We start from the raw sequence: 22,478 nt of genomic DNA, 5'->3' as shown, positions 1-22,478 counted from the left end.
ACGTACAATCCCGCGAACCGCACCCCGTGCTTTATGGCGGGCATTTGGGAGAGTGGCCATGAGGTGCAGTAACGCTGTTGACTGCCAGAGGTTTTTGCGGGGCTCCCTTCTGGTTCTGCTCTTGCAGCTGGTTGTTGCTTGCGCTCAGAAGCCTGTCGGCCAACTGGAACTCATGCCGCCACCGGACGTTTATGGTGATGGGTTGTTTAATCCATTACCCAAGAGCAATCCCTTCCTGGATATTCCGTACGATGGCATTCTCTACGCCACCGATCGCCAGCCGGCGGGCCCCGATGATGAGGAACTATTCTATCGGAACGAGCGCGGGCAGGTGCTGCGTGTTGGGTACGCGGAAATTCAGATGGGCGAGGGCGACCTGACCTGGGAGCAAGCAAGGCAGGTTTCGCTGTTGAAAGCGAGAACGGCGGAATTTCCGGTGAAGATTGGCAAGGTCACCGAGTGGGGCATTGTCGGTGAGACCATTCCCTACTGGGTGGATGCCGGTTTACCCGAAGAAGCCCCGCTGCCCCCGGATGCAGTCGATCAGTTTGCACAAGCCATTAACGACCAACTGGCGAATTCGGACTCGAAAGATATCTACCTGTATACCCACGGTTATCTGGTGACGTTCGTTAATCCGCTGCTGGTATCGGCGGAGCTCTGGCACTTCCTGGGCTATCGAGGAGCATTCATTGCCTACGCCTGGCCGTCGACACCGCACCGGCTGGCCTACATCAAGGATTCGGATACGGCTGTGGGCTATGCTCGAAATCTGCGGCTGCTGCTTGAAGTACTGGCGGAGAAAACCAACGCTGAAGAAATTCACATCATCGGCTACAGCAACGGCACCCGGCTGGTGGTGCAGGCTCTGGAACAGCTGGCGCTCATTAACCAGCACCGGACTGAGGAAGAGATTCAGGAAACCCTTCGTATCGGCAACGTGATTTTGCTGGGCAGCGATATTGACCGGGCCGCCTTCGGCAACTCGCTGGCGGACGGTTTGCTAAAGGTGTGCCGGCATCTCTCCGTCTACGTATCCGCAGAAGACAAGGCTTTGGGCATTTCCAGATTCCTGACCAATAAACGACGCCTTGGCGAACTCTGGACGGGGGATGGCAACGAGATACACCCGCAAGCGCGGCAGGCGTTGGAAAACCTGCGGGGGCAGATGAGCTTTATCAACGTGACGGAAGCCGAGGGCGCAACCGATGGAAATGGACATCACTATTTCCGGCAAAGCCCCTGGGCCAGCAGCGACATTCTGATGACGCTTTACTACGGGCTGGAGCCCGAGCAGCGAGGCCTGGTTCGGCAAACCGATCTGCCCGTCTACACCTTTCCGCCGGATTACATATCCCGCCTTTGGGGCAACATCCAGCGCCTGAATCCTGACTGGGCAGAGGGAGATCAAGCCCCTTCAGAATAAGTCGGGTGGTCGAACTGCAAGAACTCAGAACTCTGGGGTTGCAACATCATCACCGCGCCCGGGTTTGGACGGTTCTGGGGGATTGAACTAGGCTTTTCTGATCCCGCTGCAAAGCGTGGACCCACCGGAGACTGGCCTGTGAAGACGATCCTACAGGGCTTCCATTCACTCTGCATCGTGCTGTTGGCAGCGTCCATTTTCTACCTCGGCTATGCCTTGCTCCAGACCGCTGACCGGGTGGAGCTGATCGTGACGCAGTCTGAGGGGGTTGTGGAATCCCTGACTCCAGTGGTTGAGCTGGTGCCGGATTTTCTTGAGGAAGCGAAACAGGCCAGAAGTCTGGCTGAAGATGCGGTTGCCGAGGTGGAGGCGGTCCGCTTGCTGGTTCCGGATGTGTTGGATGAATCGGCCGCCATCCGGCAAAGTCTGCCGGCCATTCTGGAGCAAACGGATCTGATGAGGAAGGAAGCAGCGCAGATTCGGGCCGAGGCCGCCCGTATCCGCGCCCAGATTCCAGATTTGGTTATAGAATCAGAGGCCTATCGGCTTCTGGTGCCTCAGATACTGGACGAAAGCCGACGTATTCGCGAAACCATCCCGCCAACGCTTAATCGGATCGAAGGGATCGTTCTGGAAGCCGATGAAATTGCGTCATCGGCTGGCGAGAATGTTTTCACCGGCATGATCTCGGGCATTTTCAAGGCGCCGGTCAAACTCCTCGGGAATGTCACGGACTTTCTGTTGCCCTCTAACGCCAAGTTGTCAGACAGCGACGAGGCCGAACTCAAGAATCGCATGCGAGGGTTTGTGAATACTGCGGAGATCGGCGATATGCAGACCTTTGTGACCGAAGATCCAAACATTTCCCTGCAATACGAACTGCTCTCCAATCGGGTGATCGACGGAATGGATTGCCGGCTGGTGGCACTCAGAAGTCGCAAAGGGGATGAGCTGTTCAAGAAAACCGAGCTGCAGATTTGCCGGGATACGGAAGGGGAGTGGTTTCTGCACCGGTCGGAAAAACGCTAGGGGCAATGTGGAAATCCCATCGCCATACGGGAGCGATGGGATTCCCTGCAGCTCAACGGTGAGTGTCTATCGTTCCAGCCGTTGGGACAGCTCATCCAGCTTGCGCTGAACGGCGTGCAGCTGTTTCACGATTTCGTCCCGTTCGTCATGGGCTTTCTGCGCCTGCTGGGCGTTCTGCTCCTCGCCCATCACTTCCAGAATCGCGCCGATCATCATGTTCAGGAACACGAAGGCTGTGAGGAAGATAAAGGTCAGGTAGTACAGCCAGCTCATCGGGTACTGTTCCATGGTGGCGTACATGACGTCGGTCCAGTCCTCGAAGGTGGCCACCCGGAACAGGGTCAGCATGGAAATGGCCACGTCACCCCACAATTCCTGATCCACCTCGGCGAAGAAGATCGCGCCCATGGCGGCGTAAATGTAGAAGATGATGAACATCAGCAGGGCGATGTAGCCCATGCGAGGAATGGCCTTGAGCAGGGCGTTGATCAGTTGCCTCAGTTCCGGCACCACCGATACCAGACGCAGTACCCGGAACACCCGAAGCAGCCGGCCGAGCAGGACCGCTTCGGAGTTGTCCAGAGGAATCAGGCTGCCAATCACCACAATGGTGTCGAACAGGTTCCAGCCATCCAGCAGGAACTTGCGCTTATTGGGGCAGGCGGCGAACCGGAAGAGGATCTCTACCAGGAAGAACAGGGTAATGGCGTTGTCCGTCAGGATCAGGCTCTGCTCAGCCCAGGCCGGAAGGTCGTAGGTTTTTGCACCGATCGTCAGGGCCGACAGGATGATGATGGCGATGACGACGCCCTGAAAGATCTTGCTCGATTCTATGCGGCGCAATTGGTTGAAGCCCTGCGAGGGACTCATTTCCGGGGACATGCGGGAACTCCAGGTAACGTCGGAACGGGCAATTCTAATGATCCTTGAAAGGGCATTCTAGAGCGGGGATGTCGGGGTGGCTGCGCGAACAGGTCGCTACGCATTAACGCAGCACTTCAATTTTCACATCAATCAAACCGAGCGACGTATTTGCAATGCTCTTAAACGCCGATTTTGAGAGATCGATGATGCGGCCTTTAACAAACGGGCCCCGATCATTCACTTCAACCACGACACTCTTGCCATTCGTGGTGTTGGTGACCCGGACCGTCGAGCCAAACGGTAAGGTCTTATGTGCGGCGGTATAAAGGTCGTGCTTGTAAAGGGCGCCGCTGGCTGTCTGTCGACCCTGAAATTTGTCCGCGTAAAACGATGCTTGGCCGGTTTCTGTGAAACCTTCTGTGTTGCCTCCGGCCCCCGGGTGAGCCGTTGAGCATCCAGCGATCAGGCTAAGGAGCGCAGCAGCCGCACCGTTTCTGAGAGTGGTCATCATAATTTGAGTTCTCTTCAACTGTCTGTGTTTGAGTTGAGTGGGTTTGATGTGACCCGTTGGGCTGATAGTCCCGGATACTCCGGGTTCAGTGTCCGCGCCGCTGGGCATCTGAAAGGCTTGTTGGAGAAATCTGGCCGCTAAACCTGTTGAAGGATGGTCTGCCATTCCTCCTCACTGACGGGCATAACCGACAGGCGGTTACCTTTGCGAACCAGCGGCAGTTGCTCAAGCCCGGGCAGAGATTTGAGCTCATCCAGAGGAATCAGTCTCGGGAGCTTTTTGACGAAGGCAAAATCGACCGCTTGCCAGCGGGGTTTCTCCGGTGTGCTCTTCGGGTCGTGGTAGGGAGAGTTTGCATTGAACTGGGCCGGGTCCGGGTAGGCGTCCCGGACTACTTTGACGATGCCGGCGATGCCGATGTGCTTGCAGCTGGAGTGGTACAGGAATACTTCGTCGTCTACTGCCATCTGTGCCAGGAAGTTACGGGCCTGGTAGTTCCGTACGCCATCCCACGGGATGACGGAATCCGGTGACTGTGCGAAGTCGTCAATACCGCACTCATCGGGTTCTGATTTAGCCAACCACTTTGCCATTGCGTGTTCCGTCCGGTTAATTTCGGCGGAGTATAGCGGAACCCCGTCGGCAGAATGAAACCCGCCGACGAGATCAGGTTGCGTGCGGCAAAACTCCGAAATACACGGCACTGAAGTGGCAAGCGCTGCCGCCAATGACGAACAGGTGCCATACGGCGTGCATGTAAGGGATGCGATCGGCCAGGTAAAACGCCACGCCACCGGTGTACGCGATTCCGCCGGCGATCATCAGTGTCAGTGCCGTGTCGCTGAGACTGGCGACGAGGTCTGAGGAGGCGAAGATAATCAGCCAGCCCATGGCGATATAGATGCCAACCCGTGCCAGCTCATAGCGGTTCTTGAAGATGATCTTCAGTACCACCCCGGTTATCGCAAGTGACCAGATGATCGCAAACAGGGTCCATCCCACCGTTCCCCGCATGTTGACCAGAAGAAAGGGGGTATAGGTCCCGGCGATCAACAAAAATATGGCGCAATGATCGAGAGTTTTGAATAACTTTTTGAGCTCCGGGTGGCGGGTGCCGTGGTACAGGGTGGACGCCAGGTAGAGCAGGATCAGGGATGCGCCGAAGATGCTGAAGCTCACCAGCTTCCAGTTGTCTTCCAGTTGGCTGGCTCCCGCCACCAGTACGATGGTGCCAATGATACTCAGGAGTGTGCCAATCCCGTGGGTAGCGCTGTTCAGCCACTCTTCGATGCGGTGATGTATGGAGCTGGCTGGCGAGTCAGGCATGGATTGCGGGTTCTGTTGATTCATAAGTGCACCCTACTTGAGCGTACATGTGTACGCAATTTGTTTTTGATTAATAGGTGTTCACTTGCTCAGAAACTTTGACCGAGGCACCCTGATTTTTCTTTTGTGACGTTGATCTCATTTGTCGGACACCTGCGTATAAGGTTAGTAGATCAACCATGAAGTGCGTTGACCTCTGTGCGTTGTTTGTTGTGTACCCCTGGCGGCAGGCTCTCCTGCCGCCTTTTTTATGCGTGGCCGGAGAGGGCTGTGTGTAGCTGATCTTAAGATCGCGTTACACTTCGTGCCTTGTTCGTGATTGGTATTACCGGAGCCCCCATGACTGCCGCGCTGGCTTTGTTCGTCAAGCTGATTCCCCTGTACGTCACCGTGATGCTGGGATGGATCGCGGGTCGTTTTCTGGAGGCCAGCGGCAAGCACATCGCCGGTATCATGCTGTACATCGTCACCCCGTCGGTGGTGTTCTCCGGTGTGATGGCGGCACCGCTCTCGCTGGAAGTGATTTTCCTGCCGTTTCTGGTCTTCGCTATTGCTTCCTTGCTGGCGGTGGTGCACCTCAAAATCGGGCATTCGGTGCTGGGCGATGGCAGTGAGCGGATCCTTCCATTGTGCGTGGGTTCAGGCAATACCGGGTACTTCGGCATACCCGTGGCACTGCTGCTGTTCGGGGAGGAGGGTCTGGCGCTCTACATTGTGTGCATGCTCGGCTGCACCTTATTCGAAACCTCGGTGGGTTTTTATCTGGCGGCGCGGGGCCGCTACAGCATCAAGGATGCCTTGCTGCGGGTTGCGCGGTTGCCCTCGGTCTATGCCTTTTTGCTGGCCGTTATCCTGAATCTGTCGGGGGCGGGTATACCGGAGACCTTCGTTCCGCTGTTCGACAACCTGCGCGGGGCGTACAGCGTGCTGGGGATGATGATCATCGGGATGAGCATTTCCAGTTTCCGGGGGCTGGCTGGCAACATCCGATTCACGGCGCTGGCCTTCTGGGGCAAATTCGCGTCCTGGCCGATTGTGGTGGGGCTGCTCTGGTGGCTGGATGTGCACGTGCTGGGATTGTACGAGCCCGCTGTGCACCAGGCCCTGTTCCTGATTTCGATTACGCCCATTGCCGCCAATGCGGTGGTCATCGCAACGCTGTTGGATACTCACCCCAGGCAGGTCGCGGGTACCGTGCTGCTCACCACGCTGTTTGCACTGGTGTATATCCCGGTGATGGTTTCACTGGCCTTCTAGTTTGTTCCGGCTGACGAGCTGCAGGGTTCAACTTGCACAGATCTGGCTGTGGCTCGGGCGTTTGCAGCATCCGTGCGGGCGTGACGCACCACACTGATTCCGGCGGTGACGGCGAGGGTACCCATGATCGCGGCGACGATCAGGTCAGGCCAGGCGCTGCCGGTGCCAAATACGCCAAATGCGGCGGCCATGACGGCCAGGTTTCCGATGGCGTCATTGCGGCTGCATAGCCACACTGAGCGCATATCCGAATCACCTTCCCGGAACTTGTACAGCAGCAGGGCAACGCTCACGTTTGCAAGTAATGCAAGCAGACCCACGGCACCCATGGTCAGGGGTTCGGGGGTTGTGCCGCTGTTGGCAATCCAGATTGCTCGTCCCCAGACCACCAGACCAAATATCGCCATGGTCAGCCCCTTGACCATGGCCGCACGACTGCGCCACAGCATACCCATGGACAGCACGCTCAGTGACAGAATGTAGTTGGCGCTGTCGCCGAAGAAATCGATGGCATCGGCGAGCAGCGAGACGGAACCCGATTGGAAACTGGCCACACCCTCGACCACGAACATGGCCAGGTTCACCCAGAGCGCGATCCACAGCGCCCGCCGAAATCCTGGGGCCGGGGAACCGGACTCTGGAGCAGAGCAACTGCACGCCATGGAAAATCTCCTGCTGATGGTTTGGAAGCGGGCGCCTACAACCTTAACGCTCCGTGATTTTCGGAACAACACGCCGACAGGTTACGGAACTGTGAACAGGCCCTGAGCAGGCTATAACTGACACAGATCAACCCTGGGTCACTCAGGTGAACGCCCTCATTTGCAGTACGGTCGTTGGCATCTAACCTTGAACAGGATATCCGGCCGAAGGTAAGGAGATGGATCATGAATACCGTAACACGTTTGATCGCTGTAGGTGCGCTGGTTGCCGTGCCGGTTTGGGTGCTTGCCCACGGCAGTGACGGGCCGGCCTCGGGGCATGGGCCCGGAATGATGATGAGCCCGGAACAAATGGAGCAGATGCATCAAAACTGGTCCCGGATGGACAATATGATGCAGCAGGTTCCGGACGTCGGATCTCAGGCAGAACGGCAGCGCCTGATGGAAGAGCACTGGGAAGCCATGGAAGAGCAGATGGAGTTGATGCACAAGGGCATGATGGGCCCTGGAATGATGGGGTATGGCGGCCAAGGGATGATGCATGGCAATCAGGGGCAGGGCATGATGCAAGGCCAGCCTGGTTCGGGTAAACAGTCCGATGGAGGTGATCAGCCAAGCGTCGATCAGCGCATGCGGATGATGGAAGAGCGTATGAACCAGATGCAGTTGATGATGGAACAGATGTTCCGCCATCAACAGCAGATGAACCAGAACTGATGGTCTTGAACGTCTAGCTCAACCTTGTAAGTCCCACTGAACCGAGAGTCAGTTTGCTAGTCAAACAGGGACAGTTGCGAGTCGGCAGGTGTCTTGTTTGATGATGGCCGGGGCCTGCGCTGTGCCGGCCCCTTCCGGCTGCCGTGGCGCGCCAGCACTCTTTGTGTTTCCTCCCTCGACACGCGGGCCTTGTAGAAGGCTCCCATCGCCTTGCGGGCCGCACGCGCGGCCTGCTCGTGGTTGCATACCGGTGCAATGTAGGTGTTGCCGCCGTAGCGTGCTCTCTGCGGGCGTGTCATCAGCCAGGGCGTGTGGATGAATTCGGTAGGCACACTCTGAAGTTCTGGCACCCAGCGCCGGATGAACTCCCCCTCAGGGTCCAGCTTCTGGCTCTGCAAGACGGGGTTGTATATACGCCAGACATTGATGCCGGTCAGCCCGGACTGCATCTGGGCCTGTGGATAGTGGATACCTGGCTCAAAGTCGGTGAACTGCCGGGCCAGGTGGAGCGCCGGCGCCCGCCAGTGCAGCCAGAGATGGTAGCTGGCAACCGCCATTAACATGGCTCGCATACGGAAGTTGATCCAGCCGGTGTGCTGCAGTGCCCGCATACTGGCGTCCACCAGCGGCCAGCCGGTCTCTCCCTCCTGCCAGCGTTGCAGACGCTCCGACGCATCCTCCGCCGTTTTCAACTGTTCCAGTTCCCGGTGCATGGCCCGGAATTCCAGTTCCGGTTCGTCTTCCAGCTTCTGGATAAAGTGGCAGTGCCAGTGCAGTCGGGAACGGAAACTGGTCAGGCTGCGCTTTTTTCTGGGCAGGCTACTGGCGTCTGTGCCGGTGGCTTTCGCCGCCTGATATACCTCCCGCACGCTGAGGGTGCCATAAGCCAGATGGGGGCTGAGTCGGGAGCAGGCTCGCACCGCGGTCAGCGGGCTGGAAATGTTGTACTGATAACCCACGCAGCGACGTTCCAGAAACGAGCCCAGCAGTTTCCGGGCATTCTGGCTGCCGCCCATCTGGCGGTCCGGGCAGGGCGACGAGTCTGCCAGGTCGGGGATGTTCATCGGCTGCCACAGGCGCTCAAGACCCTCTGGTTTGGCCAGGCGGTCAGGAGGCGGCAACAGCGCCTGCTTCATCAGGGTGTTCCAGGCGCCATCCCAGAGGTCTCTGTCCTGCAGCCTGCGAACCACGCCATAGGGCTGCCATTCCCGAAACTCGATGTTCTGTTCCTGGCACCAGCCTATCACCGCTTTATCCCGCTCGAAGGTCCAGTGCCCGCCCGTCTCCTGATGACAAAAGACCCGGCGGAAAGGCATCGAGCGGTGCAGCTGCGCCAGCACGTCCCGGGCATTCCCTGTCAGTACCAGCAGATCGGTGCCAAGGCCGCGCAGTTGTCGGCGCAGATCCTCCAGGGATTCTTCAATAAACGCCCATTGGCGGGCGGAGGTATCGGGCAGTTGCCAGTAGTCTGGCTCCACGATGTACAGGGGGATGACGGCTTTATTCAGCTCGGCAGCGGCAGTCAGAGGGCCATGGTCGTCAATTCTCAGATCCCGTTTAAACCAGACCAGCGTGGTCATGATGCGCGGCTCCGGTCACGTCGGCAGCGCTCGCTGCAATAGCGAACCTGCTCCCAGTCTCTGGCCCATTTCTTTCGCCAGCTGAACGGTCGGTGGCATACCGGGCAGAGTTTGGAGGGAAGGTGGGATTTGGTGTGCACGGCACTCCGTCGTTCATTGGTGGCTTCTAGAGCAATTACGTTGTGGCACTGGGCGGGGATTACCCGCCGGTCGAATGTGCAAGGAACGGCAACTGTGTTTATCTTTACGGACAGGTTGTTACGAGTCCGGCCGGTTCCTGCAGGGAGACAGTGTATGGCCCGATTTTCCGAATCCCTTCCGGCACCGTCGGTGCTGATCTTCGACTGGCATGGCACCCTGGTGAATACCCACGACGCCATGTTCAGCGCTATGGAAGAAATGCTGCCCCAGCTGGAAGAGCTGGATCTGGTGGAGCGGCTGCTGCCGGAAGACCAGTGCCGCACCGAAGACGATGCCCGGCTGGTGCGTTACATCCGGATCTTCCGCCGGCTGCACCCACGGATACTGGCCGAACGCCGGGTTTCCCGGACCGATATCTTTAATGCCATTTTCGGCGAGGACCGGGACGCCAAACTCATCGCCCACAAAGCCTACAACACCGCTTACCGGCGCTTCTTTGGGCAGGTGAAACCGTTCCAGCCCGGTGCCTATGAATACCTGTCTGCCCTCAAGGAAATGGGGATCAGGCTGGCGGTGTCCACCAACCGTAACCGGGAATTTCTGGACAAGGAGCTGCGCACGGTCGATGAAGGGCGCTGGCAGCACCTGTTCGACGCCACGGTCTGCGCGGACGATGTGACCGAGTACAAACCTGACCCTCAGGTGATTCTGAAAGTGCTTGAGCAGCTCGGCGTTCCGGCGGACGAACGGGCCTGGTATGTGGGCGACAGTTTCGTCGACATGCTGACCGCACACCGGGCGGGTGTGGCCGGCGTATTCTACAATGGCGCCGGCTGGGATCAGGCCCGGATCGACAGCTGGTTTTCTTCCAAGGATGCTCCGGCCGCCATTCTTGAAAGCTTCGAAGAATTGCTGGATCTGTTGGCCTTGCTGGAGCGCCAGGAGCCGAGTGCGTTCCAGCAGACCCCGGCCGAGGTGCGCCCCAGGCCCTTCCCACCACCCGAGCGCCCGGAGCCCCGGATCGAGGCCGATTGGCACCCGGCACTGGTCAAGCTGATCCGTCCGTCGGTGGTGCTGTTCGACTGGCACGCCACGCTGGTGGATACCCTGGACGCCATGTACCACGCCGTGGATGACATGCTGCCGGATTTCTACAAGCTCGACCTGATGGGGCGTATGGTGGCACCGGAGGACAGCAAGACGCCGGAAGACGCCCGGCTGGTGGCCTACGTCCGGGAGTTCGCCCGGCTGCACCCCAAGGTGAAGGCGGACCGGAAAATTTCCCGCACCGATATCTTTGAAGTGTTGTTTGGTGAGGACCAGGAAGCCAAGCAGATTGCCCACAAGGCCTTCAATTACCACTACCGTACCCATTACGGCACGGTGAAAGCCTTTGAACCCCGGGTGCGGGATGTGCTCGAAGGGCTGCACCGGCTGCATATGCAGGTGGGGGTGATCACCAACCGGGACCGGGAGTTTTTCGAACACGAGCTGGCGGCAGTCGAGGAAACCGGCTGGACACACCTGTTCGATGTGAACGTCTGCGGGGACGATACACCGCTGAGGAAACCCCACCCGGATCAGCTTTTGCTGGCGGTACAGAAGCTGGATTATCCGCCGGACCCGAGCGTCTGGTACGTGGGCGACAGCACCACGGATGTGATTGCCGCCAAGCAGGCCGGCATGACGTCGGTGTTCTTCAACGGTGCCCAGTGGGACCAGCCCTGGCTGAACCGGATCTTTCCCGGCACCCACAAGCACCCCCACAAACCGGATGTGGTGGTAAACGATTTTTCAGAGTTCTGGGCGCTGGTGCTGGCCTGTGAGATTGGTCCTCCTTGACGGTTTGCCACCTTGACCAGAGGCTTCTTCGGCATGGCTGGCCTTTCATTTCACGTCTGGTTTCGCTTCAGGTCGGTTGTCGTTTCTGGCGAATCCATCCGGGTTCAATGACGGGTTCTCTCCGGGCAACTACTACACCTGGCACTCCAAATAGGTCAATTTAATTGGACAGCTGTCCAGAAAAAATGATTAGCTAAAAGCACAATTGGAAAACCAAGGGGTTGTCTGCCACTAACGAACTGACAGCAGTGGTGGGACGCCACCAGCGTTCTGGCGCAAAGCCAGCGAGCCAGACCCGACATCGTCGCTGGCGCGGCGGAGTTCGGAGGCTACAAACAACAATTAATCGGTGAGCCTTCCATATGAAAAACGAACAGCATGATTATGATTACGTCGTCGTTGGTTCCGGGTTTGGCGGCAGCGTTTCAGCCTATCGTCTGAGCCAGAAAGGCTATCGGGTCCTGGTATTGGAACAAGGGCGCCGATGGACTCCCGAGAACCTGCCCCGCACCAACTGGAAAGCCTGGGATTACCTCTGGCGCCCCTTCCTCGGCCTGAAGGGATTCCTGAGCCTTCGACTCTTCAAACACGTTATGGTTCTCCATGGCAATGCCGTCGGTGGTGGTTCTATCACGTACGCCCAGACACTGCTTGTCCCCAAGGACAGCGTTTGGAGCGATGGCAACTGGGCCGGGCTGGATGACTGGAAAGGCACCATGCCTGCCCACTACCAGACCGCCAAGCAGATGCTGGGCGTCACCGAAAACCGTCGCCCCGGACCGGCGGATCATAAACTCCGCGAAATGGCGAAAGCCGCCAACATCGAGGACAGTTTCTACTACACCGACGTGGGGGTGTTTTTCGGCAACGACGACGAGCCTGAGGGCACCGAGCATCCGGATCCGTATTTCGGCGGCGAGGGTCCGGCGCGGAATTCCTGCATCGGCTGCGGCGGCTGCATGGTGGGCTGCCGCTACAATGCCAAGAATACCCTGGACAAAAATTACCTGTATCTGGCTGAAAAACTGGGTACGGAAGTGCGGGCGGAAACCGAATGCGTGGATGTCCGACCCCTGGGCGCCTCAGATGGCTCGGAGGGTTACGAGGTGATCACGGCCCCGGCGTTCAAACGCTTTAACCGCCCCAAGACCCGTATCACCGCCAAGAGCGTCGTTTTTGCCGCCTCTTCCCTGGGTACCCAGCAACTCCTGTTCAAGCTGAAGGAGTCGGGGTCGCTGCCAAACGTGTCCGACGACCTTGGCAAGCGGGTCCGCACCAATTCCGAGTCGATCCTTGGGGTTCGCTACCCCGGCACCGACGAGGATATGTCCCGTGGAATCGCCATTGGCTCTGGCATCTACGTTGACGAGCACACTCATATCGAGGCGGTTCGCTATCCCGAGGGTTCCAACCTGATGAGCAGTCTGTTCACCGTGTTGACCGGTGGCCGGCCGGGGCCGACCCGGATACTGAACTGGATGGGCGCTCTCACCAAGCTGATCGCCACCCGGGGTATCACTGGCATCCGCAGTATGCTGCCCTATCGGTGGTCTTCTGAAACAGTGATGTTCCTGGTCATGCAGACCCTCGACGGTCACATCAACATGCGCTGGAAACGGGCGTGGTACTGGCCATTCACCAAACGGCTGGCGACCGAGGGCGATCGTATTCCCACGTTTATCCCGGAAGCCAATGCCTTTGCGGAGAAGGCGGCCAATGCCACCGGGGGGGTGGGCCTCAGCTCCATGAGCGAGATTCTGTTCAACGTACCCATGACAGCGCATTGCATGGGCGGTTGCGCCATGGCGGACTCACCGGAGAACGGAGTGATCGACGCCCAAAACCGGGTATTCAATTATCAGAATCTTTATGTGGTGGATGCCTCAATGCTATCCGCCAACCTGGGCGTGAATCCGAGCCTGACCATCACAGCACTTGCGGAACGAGCCATGTCGTTTATTCCGGAGAAAGCGAATGATTCAAAGGCTCCAATGTGACTGATTCGCCAATGGGTTAAGGGTGGGGCGGTTCGCGCCCTATCAGGGTACTGAAGCGCCCCACGCCGCATCATCCGTTTGAGGAAATACCCAATGAGTTCCGATGTGTCCGAAAAATTACTGGTCCGCGCCGAGCGCAAAAGCCGTAAGCGCCAGCAGAAGAAGGATCAGATTGCCAGCAGCGCTCTGGAAGCTCTGCAGGAGCTGGGGTATGCCAACACAAGCCTGAGGGATATTGCCGAGAAAGCCAATCTGTCGCTTGGCATGCTGCACTACTACTTCGAAGATCGCACAGAACTGATCCTGTACTGCGTAACCGCCTACAAAACGTCATTCACCTCGCAGCTCGCAGATGCCATCAGCGGCGCAGAGGGCCGGGAAAAGGTACTGGACACCCTGACCAATGCACTGGCCAACAGTATTGCTGATGATGCCCTGATACACCGGCTCTGGTATGACCTGCGGAGCCAGGCTCTGTTCGACCCTGCCTTCCGGCCGGTGGTCAAGGATATCGAGAGAACGTTGATTGATATAGTCGCTCGTGCCGCTAGCCGTTCCGGCAGCAATGAAAAAACCAATGCCGAAATTGGTTATGCACTGATTGACGGCCTCTTCCGTTACCAGCTGCAAAACCAGGTCACGGGCACCCCCCGTAGCCGGGCGTCACTCGCTGATGAAATGCGGGCAGCATTGGACTCCTTTATGTAGGGCTGAGAGGGGCGAATTCCGGCCTACCAATACAGCACTCAGTCCATATCGAGAAACACCTCAGACGCCAGGGTCTTCAGCTGCAATTTGTACAGAAATGGGATCTTGCCCATTGGTGCCATAAACCTGGCCCGGAACAGTCCAGGAAGTTTATTTTCCGATTGATACAGGGGGGTAAGAAAGCGGCTCCGCTTTACTCGTTGGTGGCCGGTACAGAAACTGACGGCGAAGCCCCCAGCGGATGACAGTTCTTAAGCACGACACGCCCTTGCAACAGGTCGCCCCGAGAGTATTCCCGGAAAATGCATTCGTTAGTCTCCGGGTTGTAGTCCTCAATCCAAAGGTTATCGTCCTTCCAGGTGGAGCCAATATGCTGCAGGCCCTGAGGGATAGTAATACTCATCACGCCGCCATAGCGCTTCACGAATATCTGCTGAAGCCAAAAGTAATAGGCCATGGTGCCGAGCATCGCGATGACCACCGCCAGAATCACTGCCAGTTGCCACTTCCCCAGCCTGACACCGATTCCAAACAGGGCGCCACACACGAGGGCAAGAATAATGAACCAATACAGGTAGGTAACCATGGATAGGGACACCCTTGTGACGATGAAAGACTATGACAGGATAGCAGCCCATCACTCGTTCAGCGCAATTAGCCAGGGCCAACTCGCTGGACGATTTACTTCCGCAAGGTCGCCAGTCAAAGCAGGTATGGCTATGTCCTATTAGGTGGGAGAAAAAGAGTGCCGGCCAAAACAGGTGGGCTAAGTCAGCATATCGTGGCCGCGATGGTCGCATAGCGGACATTCGGGTGTAGGTGTAGCGCAAAAAAACGGTTTCGACACCACAGCCACTTGCTAAGAGCCTCGCCGGAGCAGGTTATATATGGCTTCATAGGCATGCCAAAGGAGCCCGCCCAGACTCGCAAAAAATATTGCGGAAGCGCCGAAGATCATTCCCGCACCTAAAGCGCCTGATGCCGACCCTTGGAATGGGAACAGAAAAACCCCCAATGAGATTAGTCCGATGACGGCCCCCATCGCAGCCCCGTTAACTACTCCATTGCGTTTAGCTATCCCACCCGCAACGAAACCAGGCATGATGAAGATTGGAAATAACAGAAACCCGACTGCTCCGAGTGCGGGCTCGGAATCAACGCCGAGTGAAAAACTGAAAATCAGGTAAGAGATCAAGAAGACACTCGTACCAATTCCAATGGCCCTAAAATTAAAAACAGCCATAAGTGCCCTTAACAGCCCAAAATTGTATTCGCATTAAACCGCAAGCAGTTCTAGCGAGCAAAGGAGGAAGCGCCGGTCGCAAAGCGGACATTACAAACGGTCGACCAAGTCTCTACGGGAAAGCCCAGCCTCCTTTTCCCTGTTTGTTTAGAAAACAGGATGCTCAGAGGTCGCAAAAGCGACCGTTCAGACCTAAGCCCAGCCAGGAGGAATCTAATCAAGCATGCACCGATTTTACGGGATGGTTACAAAATCAGAAGCCTAAAAAGCCAGCAGTAAATATGAATCTAGCATCTGATGCGTTGTTCTGTTTGAAGCTTCCCTTCGTATGAATGCCTTCCCCCTATTCTATGATTTCCTCGTTCTCAGCTGACAGTTTTCACCTCGGAGTTGGACGCTGAATTAAGCATTTTGTGTGGAAATCGGAATGAGCGCCCTATTGTAGGATCTACTTTAAGTTTGGTTAGCACTTTGTGTGGAATTTGGCGGGTAAGTTACTGATATTTTGTTTCGGAAATTTAGTGCTTTCTGTGGTCGTCTACAGTGAATACTTCGTCTCCATTTCATGGGTGCCAGGCTACAAAAAAACTAGTCAGTTTTAGATATCAGTCATTTGAAATGTCGGAATTCAACCCCGCATGGTTTACTGAGCCCTTTAGGTATGCATGGCAGTTCTGAACAAAAATGAGCCTTTTCTTACCCACCACGTGAGATATCATTTGCTCGTCGACGTCCAGCAGCGCCACAATGCTCAACGCGCTTTTATTTCGAAGATCGGAGGCTGTGGCCATCAATTCAACGGTGCTCTTCTTCTGACCGAATTTCAGATAATACCACCGCCGCAAAAGCCCCTTCATCTCCTCTGTCGGTAAATAATTGCCCTGCGATAACTGAGTTAAACCGATCATAACGCCCTCCCGAACCTAATCGATTACCCGGGGGCAGGTCTTGCCTTTTGCCTCTGCCGTAGGATGCAAAAGGCAAGACCTGACCTTGGATCAATCGATTTTGCCACTGCAATCGCAGTGCACTGTTGTCAACATTGAAGGCCTGACAGAAGTCTGTCTGTTCGGTTGCACACCAAACGTCGCTTGAGCCCATGGAAAAGGAAGGTGCGGCGTGACAGCGCACAGACGCTGCTGATGCCTTCAGGTGACTTTAGGTAAGGCGCCCAGCGGCAGTTTGATGCTGAAGAGTTATTCGCGAAGTCGGACAAGGAGTTCCAAATGATACTTGGTTGGCTAAACACCGTTGCCTGGATATCGTTGCTGGCGGGTTTTGCCTGTGCCTCATACATCACCATGGATGTGCGTCGCCACCCCCAGCGTATGAAGATCATGAGCTACGTTTGGCGACGTCATTGCTGAGTCGGTGGTGTTATTTTTGCTGGTTATTGCTATCTGCTTCGCCCTGGGAGCAAGTGCCTCCTTGCGCTGGAATTCCTTGATGGCAACCGGGATCTTGTCCAGCATGGCTCCAGCAGCAAGGCCAGCCGCCTCCACACTCCCTGGCGACACCGCCGTGGTGTCTTTGGAAAGCCAGCAGGAGGCACCTTTTAACGACTCAATGTGAGCGACATAGTCCGTGTCATGAACCGGCGTCAATTGATCCGTGGTGACCGCCGTCGGCAGCATCCAGCGCACCCCTTTAACTGGTTCCAGCATCAGCCGGTCAACAATCGCAGTCAGGCGTTCCGGGTGGGTATAGGTTTCTAAGTTGCTGCCGGGATATTGCTGGCTAATCATAGCCTTGACCGACTCTGTCCAGGCGGGGTGGCCCGGGCCCCATCCATGTGGGCTGTGCCCGAGCATCCGCATGTCATAGTAAACCAATACCGTTTCTGCCGTAGCTTTGATAGCTCTAGAACCTCCCTCATGGGCACTTTCCGTTACGAACCGGAAAGTTCGAAAACGCTTTGAGTGCTCGAGAGGCTGGCATAATCCTTGTTGCGCAAGGTCAGCCGCGGCGGCGTGCATTCGCCAGCGCCACCTTCGCACACAGGGTAAAAGGCGGTGTGCGCTCCATCAATCAGTCGTTGATCAGCTTGCCCCCAAGCATTCCGTGCAGGATATGGGTTTTCGCTACACCGAGTGTTCCCCGAGCTGCAGCCGGGGCATCGCCCTAACGACGTTCAGAAGTTATAACCCAGACCGACGGTATAAGCCCAAATGCCGTCATCCTGAAACGCATCCGTCGCGTCACTAGTGTCGGAGAACAGGAACTGGTACTCCGCGCGTACAAGGAAATAAGTCCTGGTCTGAACATAGTACTTTAACCCTGTCTCCAGTCCGGCAAAGGCACTGTCCTTAACGCCATCCCCATAAATGCCGCCCAGACTCGCACCAACAAAGGGTCGCGCACGATCGTCAAGGAATTGGTAGTCGAGGTACCCCCGGGTCGAGCCGTTCCAGAAATCATCGGTGACGCCCTGGCCTTCAATATCAGCGTAATTGATACTCTGACGAATACCGGCCACCACATTACTCTGCAGATACCAGCCCAGATCACCGGTCAAGCCGAAGCTGCCACTGTTGAAATCCCGGTCATTACTGCCGGTTCCCGAAAGGGAAAGTTCACGATCGCCTTCGCGCGGGCCAAACTCAGCGGATTGTGCGGATATCGCCAGGGGCAAAGCTCCTAACAGACAGAAAGTGATCGCCGCAGTCTTGATTCTGATCATGACAAGCTCCTCGCTCACATTGTTCAGAGTGCATTCCAATTACGCGCCAATGAATATCGGACGCGGGTCGTGGCGCAGCGAATTAGGGTCATTCGATTCGGTGCAAAACCACCTTTTCAGAATCAGGGTTGGACCTTTGTGCTGTCTGTTCGCAAGCACACATAGGGCCACGAAAGTGTTTCAGAGGCCCCACCACCGCGTCATCATCGGTTTGACGGTCAGTCCGTGAATGATGATCGAGAGCACCACAACCACCAGCGTGAGGTGAATCAGCTCCAGCGCCAGTTCTTCCGGCAGGCCGAAGACAACGGCGAACATCAAATAGTAGAGAGAACCGATTCCCCGAACCCCGAACCAGCCCACCAGGATCTGCAGCCGCCAGGGTGCCCCGGATCCGATTAAACCAAGAAATACGCTTGCCGGCCGAACAATGACAAACAGGAATAGGCCGAGACCAACGGCCCGAAAACTCCAGGAGTCGTCAAACAACATGCCACCCAGCAAAACCACTAATACCAGTTCGGACAAGCGTTCAAGGGACTCCTTGAACATCAACGAGCCCTTCGACACCTCGGTCGGAAGATGCCGGATGGTTTCACTCGGCTGATCGAAAGAGGCCGCAGCTGTCTCCGCGCCTTTGCCAGGCTTCTCAGCCTGAGCCAGCGTCGTTTCGGATTGCCGCAGCGAAATGGCAGCAACAAACACGCCCAAAAACCCCCAGCCATCGATCAGCAGGCATACGCCGTAGGTCAGGCCAATGAGTCCAAGACCTAGGAAATCGTCCAGCAAAGGGACCGTTCTTTCGAGAGATCGCTGCCCTCGCACAAGCTGAGCCAGCAACCGACCCGTCACAAGCCCGACCACAATGGCCGACGCTGTTGACCACAAGACGTCCTTAAAAACCCATCTTCCAAGCAGCTCGTCACTGAGCGGGGAACCGAGTAACAGCAGCCCCAACATTACGAAAGGAAAAGCGCTGCCATCATTCATTCCCGCTTCACTGGTCAAGGTGAACCGCAGAGGGTCAGTATCACCCATGTGTCGGACCTGAACGTCCGTTGCCAATACAGGGTCGGTGGGCGCCAGTATGGCACCCAGCAAAATCGCCGCCCCCAAAGGAAGTCCAAGCAGGTAGTAACCGAAGAAGGCCGTCAGGACGACAGTGATAGTCATGGAGATAAATGCCAGACGCATAGGTACGCGCCATGCTTTCCAGCTGAACGGCACCGGCATCTTCGTGCCTGCAATAAACAATGACAACAACACCGCAAGCTCGGCAAGCACTTCCAGGAAATGCGCCTGTTTCAGCGGGTTAAAATGAAACACGCCGAACATCAGCGGGCCCAGAAGCACGCCAACACTCAAATAGACCATGGACGGCGTCAGATTCAGACGCTGGAGCACCGGTGGCCGCGTCCCCATGAGAATCAGCAGAGTTCCAATCGCGACAAACCAGACGGAGTTGGTCAAATGACTGCCTCAGGCTCATAAGGGTTCAAAAACTTGTTCCTACAAACTAATTTGCCCGATAAGCAGGCCGGCCTCTGTGCGCTATCCCACTTGAACACATCTGTGTCTGTTAACACACAGACCGTGACCCGGTTTCAGCGCACGATGAAACACCGGTGGCACTAGTTCTCTCTGGAACTGGGCCGCCGTTACATGAACCTATTATCTGGCCAGAGAGCCAAAGGAACTGACATGAACAAGGACACCATCGAAGGTAACTGGAAAGAACTGAAGGGTAAGGTGAAAGAGCAATGGGGTAAGTTAACCGATGACCGCCTCGACGAGATTGCTGGCCGGCGTGAACAGCTGGCGGGCGAGATTCAGCAGGCCTATGGCGTTACCCGAGACGAAGCGGACAAGCAAATCAAGGACTTCGAACAAATCCGCAGGAATTGACATACCCCCACCTAACTCTGATTTGGCTGCCTGCAGGTTTGTTTCGCAGGCAGCATTTCAACTACCAGACCATACCCACCACCATTTTTTCCTGCGCTCTGTGGGCTAGCGTACAGACCCGGCAACGCTGATACGTCAATCTGAACCCCGATGTGGCAATGGATCTGCCAGTACAGGGAGTTGCATCATCCGCCGCAGGGAATGCGGCGCAACCCAAATTACAGGTTTTAGATAAGGTCATCACTTATGAATAATGTCGTTTATATCGTTGGTGCAGTCGTTATCGTTCTAGCGATTCTCTCCTTCCTGGGTTTTCGCTAAGCCAAGGCGGATTATCGAGGGTTACTGGCTCTGATTGAGGTTTTAAAACCCCAAAGAGCCAACAACGGTAACCCTCGCACTTGTAAAAAATACCGCATATCCTTTTTCTCTTACTTCAGCAGGCTCATAAATTAGCGGGTCAAATAAAGCTGAGCACAAAAAGCCAAGCCATTCCTTCAGTCGAACGAAAATAAGCTATACAGCCCTAAAAATTACGCAAATCCGCACGCAAAAAATGAAATCGCTCTACTCACATGATTTCGTCTTTTTACTGAGAGCAGTTTACTGCGAGTGTGAGAAAAGCTACCACAGTCGAAAACCTCGACCGTGGCAAATGTCCGCTTTTGTTTACAGTTGTAATTTAGCGTGCACCCGGAACGTAGGTCTGTGCGATGACGTACATAGCTCGGGCTGCGTGAGCACCCACCGTCGACCGGGCAATGTGGTAGACTGGCCCATGGTCAGCGACATTTGGGTCGCTCAAGTCCCCCCGGACGGTTACTCACTCGAGCCGCGATCATGGGGAGGACTTATGTTTGAAACTCATCCGGATTCCGAGCGCGGTTCGGAAACTGAAATCCTCAAGGGCAAGACGATCTCTCCGGGCATGGCTCAGGGAATTGTCCATGTCCATCACAGCTTTTTAGATCTTCGTGATATCCCGCCTGAAGCGATTTCCCTGAATGACGTGGAGAAGGAGTTCTCCCGCCTGAATGCTGCGACGACCAGAGTGTCGGATGATTTGGCGGCACTGGTACTAAGAGTTGCGGAGCAAGTCGATTCCAGTCTGGCTGAGGTTTTCGGGGCTCACCAACTGATTCTCAATGATCCTGCCCTCAGGGAAGAATTGCGTCGGGAAATTACTGAGAACCTCGTGGATGCCAGCACCGCCGTTCGGCATGTGTTCCGTCGTTGGGAAAAACGTTTTCTCCTGATGGAGTCACGGATAGCCCGGGACAAAAGTGACGATCTCCGGGACGTTTCAGTGCGTCTATACAATGCTCTGGCCGGCATCACAGCCAACCCCCTGGAGGAGATCCCTTCGGGCTGCGTGCTGGCCACGTCACGGCTACTACCTTCCGATACGATATTCCTGGCTGACCGTTCAGTGGCGGCCGTGCTGCTTGAATACGGCAGTTTCGGCTCGCATGTTGCCCTGTTTGCCCGGGAAATGGCATTGCCCTGTATTTCGCGCCTATCCGAACTATCAGATATCCATCGAGAGGGGGCGCTTGCCCTGGTTGACGGCAGTGCCGGCATAGTTACCCTGCGCCCTACGGGCCGCCAGATTGACCAGTTTCAGAAAAAGGTCAGGACACTTGCCAAAAGCCTGAGACGGGCACAGGCCCACGCCCTGGAGCCGGCGATCACCCGCGATGGTGTATCCATTGCCGTGCTGGCCAATGTCGGATTCAGCCAAGACACCGAAAACGCAATGCGCAACGGGGCAGAGGGTGTCGGCCTTTATCGGCTGGAACAGGCCTACCTCGGTCGCCTGGAGCCCCCCAGTGCCGAGGCGTTGTTGGCGGATATGCGGCACACGCTCGCGGCGGCCAAAGGCTGTTCCGTCGTAGTGCGGTTGCTGGATGTGGGGGCCGACAAACCCCTACCTTTTATTGAATTTACGAGCGAATCCAATCCGGCGCTGGGGTGCCGCGGCGTGCGTATTTTGAAAGAGTACTTGGAACTACTGAAAACGCAGCTCAGGGCTATCTTGGCGTTGAGCCAGGAATATGATGTGCGGCTTCTGATTCCCATGGTGACCCTGGCTGAGGATGTGATGGTGGTCAAAAAACACCTGCTGGCGCTTTGTGGCGAGCTGAACATCACAACTCCACCGCAGCTGGGCGCCATGATCGAAACCCCGGCGGCCGCATTGTCGGCACGGCAGTTCGCCGGTGATGTGGATTTCCTAAGTTTCGGCACCAATGACCTCACCCAGTATGCGTTTGCTGCCGATCGTGAAAACGCCGCCGTAGAGCCCTATTTCAACGACGCCGACGCAGTCATCTTCAGGCTCATGCAACTCACCCATGATGATGTGCCCGAGATGCCGCTATCGCTGTGTGGTGAACTGGCGGGTCGCCCTGAGCAAGTGGCCCGGGTCCTCCAGTGCGGCATACGGACCCTCAGCGTCGCGGGGCCGCTGATCCCCGCAGTGAAGGAGGCCATCCGTCACAGCAATTGTTTGGTTTCGGCGGTAACGAAACCACAGAGGTCATGACGGTTTGCAGAGAACAGGTAAAGCCCCCAGACAGGCAGGCTGTAA

At 56.4% G+C, this 22,478-nt stretch carries 21 protein-coding genes; 9 read left to right on the top strand and 12 right to left on the bottom strand.

Annotated features, from left to right (window positions below):
• Positions 1-58 precede the first annotated feature (58 nt).
• Positions 59-1,426: an alpha/beta hydrolase gene (locus QVZ43_RS03465; RefSeq protein ID WP_302908885.1), complete on the top strand. Its 1,368-nt coding sequence runs from the start codon at positions 59-61 to the stop codon at positions 1,424-1,426.
• Between the two features lie 138 nt (positions 1,427-1,564).
• Positions 1,565-2,455 (top strand): hypothetical protein, encoded by an 891-nt coding sequence (locus QVZ43_RS03460; protein WP_302908884.1) that lies wholly within the window; start codon positions 1,565-1,567, stop codon positions 2,453-2,455.
• 66 nt (positions 2,456-2,521) lie between these two features.
• Here the strand turns inward: QVZ43_RS03460 and QVZ43_RS03455 are convergent, their stop codons facing one another.
• The 4 genes from QVZ43_RS03455 to trhA form a co-directional block, all read right to left on the bottom strand.
• The gene (locus QVZ43_RS03455) at positions 2,522-3,337 is read right to left on the bottom strand and encodes an ion transporter (RefSeq protein ID WP_302908883.1); all 816 of its coding nucleotides are present in this window, start codon (positions 3,335-3,337) and stop codon (positions 2,522-2,524) included.
• A 103-nt stretch (positions 3,338-3,440) separates the two neighbouring features.
• Positions 3,441-3,830, bottom strand: coding sequence for a septal ring lytic transglycosylase RlpA family protein (locus QVZ43_RS03450; protein ID WP_302908882.1), 390 nt, complete (start codon positions 3,828-3,830; stop codon positions 3,441-3,443).
• Between the two features lie 137 nt (positions 3,831-3,967).
• Positions 3,968-4,423, bottom strand: coding sequence for an EVE domain-containing protein (locus QVZ43_RS03445; RefSeq protein WP_302908881.1), 456 nt, complete (start codon positions 4,421-4,423; stop codon positions 3,968-3,970).
• Positions 4,424-4,496: 73 nt separating this feature from the next.
• Complete coding sequence (trhA, locus tag QVZ43_RS03440; protein ID WP_302908880.1) at positions 4,497-5,180, bottom strand: PAQR family membrane homeostasis protein TrhA; 684 nt, start codon at positions 5,178-5,180, stop codon at positions 4,497-4,499.
• A 315-nt stretch (positions 5,181-5,495) separates the two neighbouring features.
• Between trhA and QVZ43_RS03435 the strand changes: the two genes are divergently transcribed.
• Positions 5,496-6,413: an AEC family transporter gene (locus tag QVZ43_RS03435; RefSeq protein WP_302908879.1), complete on the top strand. Its 918-nt coding sequence runs from the start codon at positions 5,496-5,498 to the stop codon at positions 6,411-6,413.
• Here the strand turns inward: QVZ43_RS03435 and QVZ43_RS03430 are convergent.
• Positions 6,410-7,075, bottom strand: a complete 666-nt coding sequence (locus QVZ43_RS03430; protein WP_302908878.1) for a cation efflux transmembrane domain-containing protein — start codon at positions 7,073-7,075, stop codon at positions 6,410-6,412. The genes QVZ43_RS03435 and QVZ43_RS03430 overlap by 4 nt on opposite strands.
• A gap of 225 nt (positions 7,076-7,300) precedes the next feature.
• Between QVZ43_RS03430 and QVZ43_RS03425 the strand changes: the two genes are divergently transcribed.
• Positions 7,301-7,792, top strand: a complete 492-nt coding sequence (locus tag QVZ43_RS03425) for a hypothetical protein (protein WP_302908877.1) — start codon at positions 7,301-7,303, stop codon at positions 7,790-7,792.
• Positions 7,793-7,848: 56 nt separating this feature from the next.
• Here the strand turns inward: QVZ43_RS03425 and QVZ43_RS03420 are convergent, their stop codons facing one another.
• Both QVZ43_RS03420 and QVZ43_RS16435 read right to left on the bottom strand, forming a co-directional pair.
• Entirely contained in the window at positions 7,849-9,372 is a 1,524-nt protein-coding gene (locus QVZ43_RS03420) for an FAD-binding domain-containing protein (RefSeq protein WP_302908876.1), read from the bottom strand.
• Positions 9,369-9,512 (bottom strand): DUF2256 domain-containing protein, encoded by a 144-nt coding sequence (locus QVZ43_RS16435; RefSeq protein ID WP_223794373.1) that lies wholly within the window; start codon positions 9,510-9,512, stop codon positions 9,369-9,371. The genes QVZ43_RS03420 and QVZ43_RS16435 overlap by 4 nt, the downstream gene beginning before the upstream one ends.
• Before the next feature lie 154 nt (positions 9,513-9,666).
• On the opposite strand from QVZ43_RS16435, the gene QVZ43_RS03410 reads away from it, so the two are divergent.
• The 3 genes from QVZ43_RS03410 to QVZ43_RS03400 all read left to right on the top strand — a co-directional run bounded on the left by QVZ43_RS03410 (position 9,667) and on the right by QVZ43_RS03400 (position 14,060).
• Positions 9,667-11,355, top strand: a complete 1,689-nt coding sequence (locus tag QVZ43_RS03410) for an HAD family hydrolase (protein ID WP_302908874.1) — start codon at positions 9,667-9,669, stop codon at positions 11,353-11,355.
• 362 nt (positions 11,356-11,717) lie between these two features.
• Positions 11,718-13,352 (top strand): GMC oxidoreductase, encoded by a 1,635-nt coding sequence (locus tag QVZ43_RS03405; protein WP_302908873.1) that lies wholly within the window; start codon positions 11,718-11,720, stop codon positions 13,350-13,352.
• 93 nt (positions 13,353-13,445) lie between these two features.
• Positions 13,446-14,060, top strand: coding sequence for a TetR/AcrR family transcriptional regulator (locus QVZ43_RS03400; RefSeq protein WP_302908872.1), 615 nt, complete (start codon positions 13,446-13,448; stop codon positions 14,058-14,060).
• 193 nt (positions 14,061-14,253) lie between these two features.
• Here the strand turns inward: QVZ43_RS03400 and QVZ43_RS03395 are convergent, their stop codons facing one another.
• The 5 genes from QVZ43_RS03395 to QVZ43_RS03375 all read right to left on the bottom strand — a co-directional run bounded on the left by QVZ43_RS03395 (position 14,254) and on the right by QVZ43_RS03375 (position 19,453).
• On the bottom strand, positions 14,254-14,646 hold the full coding sequence (locus QVZ43_RS03395) for a hypothetical protein (RefSeq protein WP_223794369.1): 393 nt from the start codon (positions 14,644-14,646) through the stop codon (positions 14,254-14,256).
• 1,262 nt (positions 14,647-15,908) lie between these two features.
• Positions 15,909-16,211, bottom strand: coding sequence for a hypothetical protein (locus QVZ43_RS03390; RefSeq protein ID WP_302908871.1), 303 nt, complete (start codon positions 16,209-16,211; stop codon positions 15,909-15,911).
• A 381-nt stretch (positions 16,212-16,592) separates the two neighbouring features.
• Positions 16,593-17,048 (bottom strand): arginase family protein, encoded by a 456-nt coding sequence (locus QVZ43_RS03385; protein WP_302908870.1) that lies wholly within the window; start codon positions 17,046-17,048, stop codon positions 16,593-16,595.
• A gap of 386 nt (positions 17,049-17,434) precedes the next feature.
• On the bottom strand, positions 17,435-17,983 hold the full coding sequence (locus tag QVZ43_RS03380; protein WP_302908869.1) for an outer membrane beta-barrel protein: 549 nt from the start codon (positions 17,981-17,983) through the stop codon (positions 17,435-17,437).
• 180 nt (positions 17,984-18,163) lie between these two features.
• Complete coding sequence (locus QVZ43_RS03375) at positions 18,164-19,453, bottom strand: cation:proton antiporter (RefSeq protein WP_302908868.1); 1,290 nt, start codon at positions 19,451-19,453, stop codon at positions 18,164-18,166.
• Positions 19,454-19,684: 231 nt separating this feature from the next.
• Here QVZ43_RS03375 and QVZ43_RS03370 point away from each other — a divergent pair, with 231 nt between their 5' ends.
• Both QVZ43_RS03370 and ptsP read left to right on the top strand, forming a co-directional pair.
• A complete protein-coding gene (locus QVZ43_RS03370; RefSeq protein ID WP_302908867.1) occupies positions 19,685-19,888 on the top strand; it encodes a CsbD family protein in 204 nt (67 codons plus the stop codon).
• Between the two features lie 853 nt (positions 19,889-20,741).
• On the top strand, positions 20,742-22,433 hold the full coding sequence (ptsP, locus tag QVZ43_RS03365; protein WP_302908866.1) for a phosphoenolpyruvate--protein phosphotransferase: 1,692 nt from the start codon (positions 20,742-20,744) through the stop codon (positions 22,431-22,433).
• Positions 22,434-22,478: the final 45 nt, after the last annotated feature.

It is taken from the genome of Marinobacter suaedae (assembly GCF_030519635.1).
Taxonomy (GTDB): Bacteria; Pseudomonadota; Gammaproteobacteria; order Pseudomonadales; family Oleiphilaceae; genus Marinobacter; species Marinobacter suaedae.
Note: the sequence above shows the minus strand (reverse complement) of the source record. Positions and strands in the feature narration are given on the sequence as shown.

Bases quoted from the DNA above. Each gene is read 5' to 3' on its own strand.
- QVZ43_RS03465 (WP_302908885.1), top strand. From the start codon at position 59: ATGAGGTGCAGTAACGCTGTTGACTGCCAGAGGTTTTTGCGGGGCTCC.
- QVZ43_RS03455 (WP_302908883.1), bottom strand. From the start codon at position 3,337: ATGTCCCCGGAAATGAGTCCCTCGCAGGGCTTCAACCAATTGCGCCGC.
- QVZ43_RS03450 (WP_302908882.1), bottom strand. From the start codon at position 3,830: ATGATGACCACTCTCAGAAACGGTGCGGCTGCTGCGCTCCTTAGCCTG.
- QVZ43_RS03445 (WP_302908881.1), bottom strand. From the start codon at position 4,423: ATGGCAAAGTGGTTGGCTAAATCAGAACCCGATGAGTGCGGTATTGAC.
- trhA (WP_302908880.1), bottom strand. From the start codon at position 5,180: ATGAATCAACAGAACCCGCAATCCATGCCTGACTCGCCAGCCAGCTCC.
- QVZ43_RS03435 (WP_302908879.1), top strand. From the start codon at position 5,496: ATGACTGCCGCGCTGGCTTTGTTCGTCAAGCTGATTCCCCTGTACGTC.
- QVZ43_RS03430 (WP_302908878.1), bottom strand. From the start codon at position 7,075: ATGGCGTGCAGTTGCTCTGCTCCAGAGTCCGGTTCCCCGGCCCCAGGA.
- QVZ43_RS03425 (WP_302908877.1), top strand. From the start codon at position 7,301: ATGAATACCGTAACACGTTTGATCGCTGTAGGTGCGCTGGTTGCCGTG.
- QVZ43_RS03420 (WP_302908876.1), bottom strand. From the start codon at position 9,372: ATGACCACGCTGGTCTGGTTTAAACGGGATCTGAGAATTGACGACCAT.
- QVZ43_RS03410 (WP_302908874.1), top strand. From the start codon at position 9,667: ATGGCCCGATTTTCCGAATCCCTTCCGGCACCGTCGGTGCTGATCTTC.
- QVZ43_RS03405 (WP_302908873.1), top strand. From the start codon at position 11,718: ATGAAAAACGAACAGCATGATTATGATTACGTCGTCGTTGGTTCCGGG.
- QVZ43_RS03400 (WP_302908872.1), top strand. From the start codon at position 13,446: ATGAGTTCCGATGTGTCCGAAAAATTACTGGTCCGCGCCGAGCGCAAA.
- QVZ43_RS03395 (WP_223794369.1), bottom strand. From the start codon at position 14,646: ATGGTTACCTACCTGTATTGGTTCATTATTCTTGCCCTCGTGTGTGGC.
- QVZ43_RS03390 (WP_302908871.1), bottom strand. From the start codon at position 16,211: ATGATCGGTTTAACTCAGTTATCGCAGGGCAATTATTTACCGACAGAG.
- QVZ43_RS03385 (WP_302908870.1), bottom strand. From the start codon at position 17,048: ATGATTAGCCAGCAATATCCCGGCAGCAACTTAGAAACCTATACCCAC.
- QVZ43_RS03380 (WP_302908869.1), bottom strand. From the start codon at position 17,983: ATGATCAGAATCAAGACTGCGGCGATCACTTTCTGTCTGTTAGGAGCT.
- QVZ43_RS03370 (WP_302908867.1), top strand. From the start codon at position 19,685: ATGAACAAGGACACCATCGAAGGTAACTGGAAAGAACTGAAGGGTAAG.
- ptsP (WP_302908866.1), top strand. From the start codon at position 20,742: ATGTTTGAAACTCATCCGGATTCCGAGCGCGGTTCGGAAACTGAAATC.